Source organism: Actinomadura sp. 7K534, from assembly GCF_004348575.1.
In the GTDB taxonomy this organism is placed as follows: Bacteria; Actinomycetota; Actinomycetes; order Streptosporangiales; family Streptosporangiaceae; genus Spirillospora; species Spirillospora livida.
Genome location: NZ_SMKB01000318.1, coordinates 1 through 7103 on the forward strand (window position 1 = coordinate 1; position 7103 = coordinate 7103).

Consider the following 7103-nt stretch of genomic DNA (forward strand, 5'->3'; position numbering starts at 1 on the left):
TCTTCCGGAAGCGTGGACGCCTCACCTCCCGCCAGCGTCCGGTCAGCTCGATGACCTCCTCGACCCGGCGGCGCGGCAGGCCGCCGGCGTGGGCCAGCCACCGCAGGTGGTCGCGGGCGCGCCGCGCCGGATGCACCGCCGAGGCGTCCAGCATCGCCCCGAGCCGGCACAGCGGCGTCCGCAGCGACCGGTACGGTCTCCCGCCCACCAGCGCCGATCCGGCGTCGGGCCGGTCCAGCCCCATGATCATCCGCAGCGTGGTGGACTTGCCGGCGCCGTTCGGGCCGACGAACCCGGTGACCTGCCCCGGGCGGGCCGTGAACGACAGGGCGTCCACGGCGAGCGTCGGCCCGTACCGCTTGCGCAGGCCCCGCACTTCGATTGTCGCGTCCATGGTCCGGGAGGCTACGGTCCGGCGCGGCCCGCGGTCGTCCCACCGCGGAGCGCTCTCCGGCGGGGCCGCCGGGGGACGCGGCGTCCCCCTGGGGAGGGACGCGCCGCGCCGCCGTTCACGCCACAATTGCGCCCGTGGGGCGCAGCGGTGACGGGTCCGGGAGAGCGGGCGGGCGCCGGGCGGCGCGCCGGCCGGGGCCGTGGCAGTGGCCGGTGGCGGGCGTGTGCCTGGCCGCGGCCGGGGCCGCCGAGGCCGTGTACCGCGCGCACGGGTCCGGGGCCCTGCTGTCCCTGGCGATCCTGGTGGACGTGGCCGCCACCCTGCCGCTCGCGCTGGCCCGCGACCGGATCACCGCCGCCGCCGTCGCGGTCACCGCCGCCGCCCTGGCCGCGTGCGTCCTGCACGGCGGTGCCGCCGTCGCCGCCCTGGCCGCGCTGGCCGCCGTCTGGGCGGAGCTCGCCCGCCGCGCGATCGTCCGGCGCCGTGCCCAGAGCGCCGCGCTGGAGGCGTCCCGGCGCGCGTTCGAGACGACGCTGCTGGAGCACACCGCGCGCGGCGAGCGCGCCCGCATCGCCCGCGAACTGCACGACGTCGTCGCCCACCACATCTCGATGATCTCCGTCCAGGCCGAGACGGCGCGCCTGGCCGTGCCCGGCATGCCCGAGGAGGGCGCCGAGCGGCTGTCGGCCATCGGCGACACCGCCCGGACCGCGCTCACCGAGATGCGGCGGCTGCTCGGCGTGCTGCGCGAGGACGCCGGCGGCGAGCCCACCCGCCGGCCGCAGCCCGGCCTGGGCCAGCTCCTCGACCTGGTCGACGAGACCCGCGACTCGGGGGCCGCCGGCGCCCGGCTGATCCTGCGCGGGTGCGTCACCGTCCTCGACCCGGGCCTGGAACTGGCCGCCTACCGGATCGTCCAGGAGGCCCTCACCAACGCCCGCAGGCACGCGCCCGGCGCCGCCGTGGACGTGGAGATCGAGTACACGCCGGAGGCGCTGCGCGTCAGCGTCCGCGACAACGGGCCCGGTCCCGCGCCCGGCGCCGCGCCCGCCGGCCTCGGGGTCCTCGGGATGCGCGAGCGCGCCGCCGCCGTCGGCGGCCGCCTGCGCGCCGGTCCCGGCCCGCTCGGCGGGTTCCTGGTGGAGGCGACCCTCCCCGCGGCGGAGGCGCCATGACGGGGGAGCAGGCGGGCGGCGCGCACGCGGGGGTCATCCGGGTCGTGGTGGCCGATGACCAGGAGGTCGCCCGCGCCGGGTTCGGGGCCCTGCTCGGCACCCAGCCGGACCTGGACGTCGTCGCCACCGCCGCCGACGGCGCCGCCGCGGTCCGGGCGTGCCGGGAGCACCGGCCCGACGTGGTGCTGATGGACGTGCGGATGCCCGTGATGGACGGCATCGAGGCCACCCGCCGCATCACCGCCGAGCCCGGCGCCCCCCGGATCCTGATCCTCACCACGTTCGACCTCGATGAGCACGTCTACGACGCCCTGGTCGCCGGCGCCGGCGGGTTCCTGCTCAAGGACGTCACCGCCGAGCGGCTGTTCGACGCCGTCCGGGTCGTCGCCGCGGGGGAGGCGCTGCTCGCGCCCGCCGTGACCCGCCGCCTCATCGGGGAGTTCGCCAGGCTGCGGCCCCGCCCGCCGGCGCGGGGGCCCGGCGTCCTGGACGTCCTCACCGCACGCGAGACCGACGTGCTGCGCCTGGTCGCGGGCGGCCTCACCAACGCCGAGATCGCCGCCCGCCTGGTCGTGGGGGAGGAGACGGTGAAGACCCACGTCAGCCGGATCCTGCGCAAGCTCGGGCTGCGCGACCGCGTCCAGGCCGTCGTCACCGCCTACGAGAGCGGCCTCGTCCACCCCCGGACGGGCGGCTGAACAGTATCCGGTGTTCCGGCGCCCGGAGACGAGGCGGGCCCGTACCGCCGCCGGTACGGGCCCGCCTCGTTCGACTCGAGAACCAGGTGTTTCAGATGTTCATGCGGACTTCCTGCGCCCCGCCCGCAGGATCTCAAGGCGCTCGGCCAGGACCTCCTCCAGGTCCTCGACGGTCCTGCGCTCCATGAGCATGTCCCAGTGGGTCCGCGGCGGCTTGCCCTTCTTGGCTTGGGGCAGTTCCCCGTCGACCCGCAGGGCCGTAGCGCCGCAGTTACGGCATTCCCAGGTCATCGGCACCTCGGCCTCGGCGGCGAGCGTCACGGTGAACCGGTGGCCCTTGGTGCAGGTGTAATCTACCTCTTGCCGAGGGGCGAGATCGGTGTTGCGATCGTTCTCGTAACTCGTCGCTCCGAGTCGGGTGCCGCGAAGTGCGCGCTCGGCCATCGTCACGTGCCTCCCAGACGGCTTGCGGTCTTGCCCTGACCAACGCTGAATACCGTGACAAGATTCCCGCACCCAGCGTGATCCAACCCTGCTGTTTGCGGCCGCACCGGGCCGGGGGGCGAAACGCCCCGCGGAGCCGCTAGGCGCGCGAGGTGATCACCTCGTCGATCAGCCCGTACTCCTTGGCCTCGGCGGCGCTGAAGAACCGCGCCCGGTCCAGGTCGCGCCGGACGGTCTCCGGGTCGCGCCCGGTCGCCTCCGCCACGATCGCCTCGGTCTGCGCCCGCAGCCGCAGCACCTCGCGGGCGTGGATGTCCAGGTCGGTGGCGAAGCCCCGGGACACCTCGATCGCCGGCTCGTGCAGCAGGATCCGCGCGCCGGTCAGCGCGGCCCGCCGGCCCGGTGAGCCCGCCGCGAGCAGGACCGCCGCCGCCGACCCGGCCTGCCCGACGCAGGTGGTCTCGACCGGCGGCGCGATGTACCGCATCGTGTCGCAGATCGCCAGCATCGCCGTCAGCGACCCGCCCGGCGAGTTGATGTACAGGGCGATGGGCCGGTCGGCGTCCATGCCCTCCAGCGCGAGCAGCTGCGCGGTGACGTCGTTGGCGCTGGTGTCGTCCACCGGCGCGCCGAGGAACACGATCCGGTCCTCGAACAGCTTGTCGTAGGGGTTGGTGTCCTTGCGCCCGTAGTTCGTCCGCTCCTCGAACTCGGGGACGAGGTAGCGCCTCTCCGCGCGGGTCATGTGCCCACCCGGTCCGTGCTGTCGATCACGTGGTCGACGAAGCCGTAGTCGCGCGCCTCCTCCGCGGTGAACCACGCGTCCCGGTCGCTGTCGGCCTCGATCTGCTCCAGCGGCTGCCCGGTGTGGAACGCGGTCCGCTCCGCCAGGGTCCGCTTGAGGTACAGCGACTGCTCCGCCTGGATCTTGATGTCGGACGCGGTGCCGCCGATCCCGCCGTGCGGCTGGTGCATCATGACCCGGGCGTGGCGCAGCGCGTACCGCTTGCCCGCCGTTCCCGCGCACAGAAGTGTCTGTCCCATGGAGGCGGCCATTCCCATCGCGACCGTGGAGATGTCGTTCGGGACGAACTGCATCATGTCGTAGATCGCCATCCCGGCGTCCACGACCCCGCCCGGCGAGTTGACGTAGAACGTGATGTCGCGCTCGGCGTCCTGTGCCGCGAGGAGCAGCAGCTGGGCGTTGACCCGGTTGGCGAGCTGGTCGTCGATCTCGCTGCCGAGGAAGACGATGCGCTGGGCCAGCAGGCGCTCGAACAGCTGCATGTCCGCCAGCCGCGGCAGGTCGCCGGTGCTGGGCCGCGACCGCCCGATGTAGGTCTCCGCCGGCCGCTCGCTCGCGCGGTGCCCTGGCTCTCCGTTCACGTGCACCTCCGAATTGATCTGTACGTTACGTACACTCCGTACGTATGGACACTAACGCCGGCGGACGAGGCGGACCAGGGGACCTTCCCCCGTTTCGCTATACGATGAATCACGTGGATGTTCCGGTTACCGAAGCACGGGCCCAGTTCGCGGATCTGGTCAACCGGGTCGCCTACACCGGCGATCCCGTCCGGCTCACCCGCCGCGGCAGGGTCATGGCGGCCCTGGTGTCTCCGGAGGACCTCGAGCTCCTGGAACTGGCGCGGTCGCGGCGCCTCGACCTGGCGCGCGACCCGGCGCGCGAGCAGCCGGCCCAGCTGCAGGGCCAGCCCGCCCAGCAGCAGGGCCAGCCCGCCCAGCCGGCGGAGCGTCCGCAGCCGTCGCCGCTGCGCATCGCGGCCGAGTACCGCCCGCCCGGCTTCAACCGCTGACCGGCCGGCCCGGCGTGCGCGGGTCAGCCGGCGGGTGCGGGGCCCTGCCAGAGCCCGCGGGACGCCATGATCCGCCGGAGCGTGTCGATCTCGTCGGTCATGATGCCGTCGATGCCGAGGTCCAGGAGGCGTTCCATGTCGGCGGGCTCGTTGACCGTCCAGGCGTGGACCTGGAGACCGAGCTCGTGCGCGTGGGCGATGAACGACTCGGTGACGAAGGGGAGGGGCCCGAGGCCGTAGGGCACCTGGGCGCAGGCGACGCCGGTGGCGGCGAGCCGGACGAGCTTGGCGGCGGGCCCGCCGTAGGACCTGGCGCGCAGCGCCATCACCCCGCGCGGGCCCAGGGCGGTGCAGACGTCGCCCTGGGTGAACAGCGGGAGGCGGGCGCGCATCTGGGCCAGCCGGCGGGTGGAGAAGGACGTGATGCACACCCGGTTCCAGGCGGCCGTGCGGTGCAGCGCGGCGGCGAGCGGGCCGATGACGGGGGCGTCCTTGATGTCGATGTTGACGCGCGCCTCGGGGAAGGAGCCGAGGACGTCCTCCAGGAGGGGGATCGGCTCGGTGCCGCCGATACGGGCCTTGGCGACCTCGGAGTAGGGGAGCTGGGCGATGGTGCCCGCGCGGTCGGTGACGCGGTCGAGGGTGCGGTCGTGGAAGGCGACGACGACGCCGTCGGCCGTGGCGTGGGCGTCGGTCTCCAGGTAGCGGTAGCCGAGGTCGACGGCGTGCTGGAACGCGGCCATGGAGTTCTCGGGCCCGCCGCCCGCGCCGCCCCGGTGTGCGAAGGGGATCGGCGCGGGATGGTCGAGGAACTCGTACGAGCGGCGCACCCGTCCGATTATGGCGGACGGCGCGTCCCGATCGGACCTTACTACGTAAAGGCACCCGGCCGGGACGGTCGCTGCTACCGTCTGATCCCCCAGCCCGATCAACGAGGGAGCATCCGCATGGCGGACGTGGAGGACTACCGGGCGACGTTCGAGCTCGTGGACGCCGACGGCGACGGGTACATCTCGACCGGCGAGCTGAAGAACCTCATGGCCGCGCTCGGCGAGGAGATCACCGGCACGCGTGCGGTGGAGGTCGTCGTGGCCGCCGACGCCAACCGCGACGGGAAGATCTCCCTGGAGGAGTTCACCGCCCTCATGCAGCGGACCGCCCCCTCTTGATCCTCGCGCCGCGCGGCCGGTTCGCCGGTCAGGACGGGCGGCGCCGGAGCATGAGGGCGTTGTCGGTGCGGGTCATGACGCGGCCGTCCGGGGCCGTCTGGACGCGCTCGTGCTCGCGGGCGCGCAGCACGTCCCATTCGCCGTCGGGCAGGTCCAGGGACTTCAGGACCTCCTCGGCCGTGGGCAGGTGCACGCCGGGGTGGGCGTCGGGGTCCCAGGGCGGCGGGCCGGCGTGCCCGATGACGAGCAGGATGCCGCCGGGTGCGACGGCCGCGGCGGCGGTGCGCAGGATCCGCTCGCGCGGCATGCTCTCGATGGGGGAGTGCAGGAACGCGGCGGAGACCAGGTCGTAGCGGCCCTCGGGGAAGGACGTTCCGAGGTCGTGGCGCTGCCAGTCGATGCGGTCGGCGACGCCCGCTGCCTCGGCGTGGTGTGCGGCGCGTTCGAGGGCGACGCCGGAGACGTCGGTGGCGGTGACGCGCCAGCCCCGGCTCGCGAGCCAGACGGCGTCGCCGCCCTCGCCGCAGCCGAGGTCCAGTGCGGTGCCGGGCTCCAGCTCGGCGGCCTCCTCGGCGAGGACGGCGTTGGGGTCGCCGCTCCACACGCGCTCGTGCCCGGCGTAGCGGGCGTCCCAGAACTCCTGGTCGGTGGTGTGCTCCATGGCCCGATGATGCGCCGCCACCGCGCGATCCGCCGAACCTTGTTGCCGGAACGGCAACAAGGTTGCTCAGGCCGAGGTGAGCCGCCAGAGCGCGGGGGAGCGGCAGGTGTGGGCGAGGCCGCGGATGGTGGCGCGTGCCGGGTCGCGGGCCACGGAGATGGTCAGGCCCATCTCGGTGGTGAGCCGTCCCGGCAGGGACGGCAGGCAGGCGCCGCCGCCGGTGAGCAGGAGCCCGCCGGCGCGGGCGGTGTTGCGCAGCGGTCCCGGCAGGTCGGTCAGCATGTGGCGCAGCGCGGTGGCGACCTGGTCCCGGACGTGCTCGGGAAGGCGGGGCATCCGGTGGCCCGCGGGCCGCTCGGGGACGTACTGGACGGACCGCGCGGCGTGGACGCGGCCCCGCATGATGACGGCCGTCTCGACGATGCCCGCCCCGATGTCGAGGATCAGGCGGGGCCGGGGGTCGGCGGGGTCGATCCCGGCGCCGATGGCGGCGGCGAGCGGGGCCTGCATGGTGCGGACGGGGCGGTCGGCGGCGGCGCCGACGGCGGTCACCGCGCGGCTCTGCTGGGTGCCGTTCGCGGCGGCGGGCACCGCGATCAGCACCTGGCGCAGTTCGTGGCCGGGCGTCGTCTCCGGCGTCGACGTTCCCGGCGGGGCCGTCGGCGCGGCGGGCTCCGGCGTGGACGCGGCCGCGACCGGCCGCGTCCCGGTGAGCCGGACCCCGGCGGCGGGCGCGCGCGGGCGG

At 74.7% G+C, this 7103-nt stretch carries 11 protein-coding genes; 4 read left to right on the forward strand and 7 right to left on the reverse strand.

The window, feature by feature from the left end; translation table 11 throughout:
• On the reverse strand, positions 1 to 394 hold a 394-nt coding region (locus E1266_RS34055; RefSeq protein WP_132054196.1), incomplete at its 3' end, for an ATP-binding cassette domain-containing protein.
• Positions 395 to 528: 134 nt separating this feature from the next.
• On the opposite strand from E1266_RS34055, the gene E1266_RS34060 reads away from it, so the two are divergent.
• Together E1266_RS34060 and E1266_RS34065 are read left to right on the forward strand one after the other, a co-directional pair.
• The gene (locus E1266_RS34060; protein ID WP_207946086.1) at positions 529 to 1569 is read left to right on the forward strand and encodes a sensor histidine kinase; all 1041 of its coding nucleotides are present in this window, start codon (positions 529 to 531) and stop codon (positions 1567 to 1569) included.
• Complete coding sequence (locus tag E1266_RS34065) at positions 1566 to 2267, forward strand: response regulator transcription factor (RefSeq protein ID WP_132054198.1); 702 nt, start codon at positions 1566 to 1568, stop codon at positions 2265 to 2267. The genes E1266_RS34060 and E1266_RS34065 overlap by 4 nt, the downstream gene beginning before the upstream one ends.
• Positions 2268 to 2366: 99 nt before the next feature.
• Here E1266_RS34065 and E1266_RS34070 read toward each other — a convergent pair whose 3' ends face one another.
• From E1266_RS34070 to E1266_RS34080, 3 genes are all read right to left on the reverse strand, one after another.
• Positions 2367 to 2711: an RNA polymerase-binding protein RbpA gene (locus E1266_RS34070; protein WP_067802035.1), complete on the reverse strand. Its 345-nt coding sequence runs from the start codon at positions 2709 to 2711 to the stop codon at positions 2367 to 2369.
• A 139-nt stretch (positions 2712 to 2850) separates the two neighbouring features.
• Positions 2851 to 3456 carry an ATP-dependent Clp protease proteolytic subunit gene (locus tag E1266_RS34075; RefSeq protein WP_132054200.1) on the reverse strand — a complete coding sequence of 202 codons (606 nt, stop codon included), beginning with the start codon at positions 3454 to 3456 and terminating at the stop codon, positions 2851 to 2853.
• On the reverse strand, positions 3453 to 3998 hold the full coding sequence (locus tag E1266_RS34080; protein ID WP_132054212.1) for an ATP-dependent Clp protease proteolytic subunit: 546 nt from the start codon (positions 3996 to 3998) through the stop codon (positions 3453 to 3455). The genes E1266_RS34075 and E1266_RS34080 overlap by 4 nt, the downstream gene beginning before the upstream one ends.
• Positions 3999 to 4210: 212 nt before the next feature.
• Between E1266_RS34080 and E1266_RS34085 the strand changes: the two genes are divergently transcribed.
• Positions 4211 to 4528, forward strand: a complete 318-nt coding sequence (locus E1266_RS34085; protein WP_132054202.1) for a type II toxin-antitoxin system Phd/YefM family antitoxin — start codon at positions 4211 to 4213, stop codon at positions 4526 to 4528.
• 23 nt (positions 4529 to 4551) lie between these two features.
• On the opposite strand, the gene E1266_RS34090 is transcribed toward E1266_RS34085, so the two are convergent.
• The gene (locus tag E1266_RS34090; protein WP_132054204.1) at positions 4552 to 5358 is read right to left on the reverse strand and encodes a glycerophosphodiester phosphodiesterase; all 807 of its coding nucleotides are present in this window, start codon (positions 5356 to 5358) and stop codon (positions 4552 to 4554) included.
• Between the two features lie 117 nt (positions 5359 to 5475).
• Between E1266_RS34090 and E1266_RS34095 the strand changes: the two genes are divergently transcribed.
• Positions 5476 to 5697 carry an EF-hand domain-containing protein gene (locus E1266_RS34095; protein ID WP_132054206.1) on the forward strand — a complete coding sequence of 74 codons (222 nt, stop codon included), beginning with the start codon at positions 5476 to 5478 and terminating at the stop codon, positions 5695 to 5697.
• Positions 5698 to 5725: 28 nt separating this feature from the next.
• On the opposite strand, the gene E1266_RS34100 is transcribed toward E1266_RS34095, so the two are convergent.
• Positions 5726 to 6358: a class I SAM-dependent methyltransferase gene (locus E1266_RS34100; protein WP_132054208.1), complete on the reverse strand. Its 633-nt coding sequence runs from the start codon at positions 6356 to 6358 to the stop codon at positions 5726 to 5728.
• Positions 6359 to 6424: 66 nt separating this feature from the next.
• The coding region (locus E1266_RS34105) for a rod shape-determining protein (RefSeq protein WP_207946087.1) at positions 6425 to 7103 on the reverse strand (679 nt) is incomplete at its 5' end.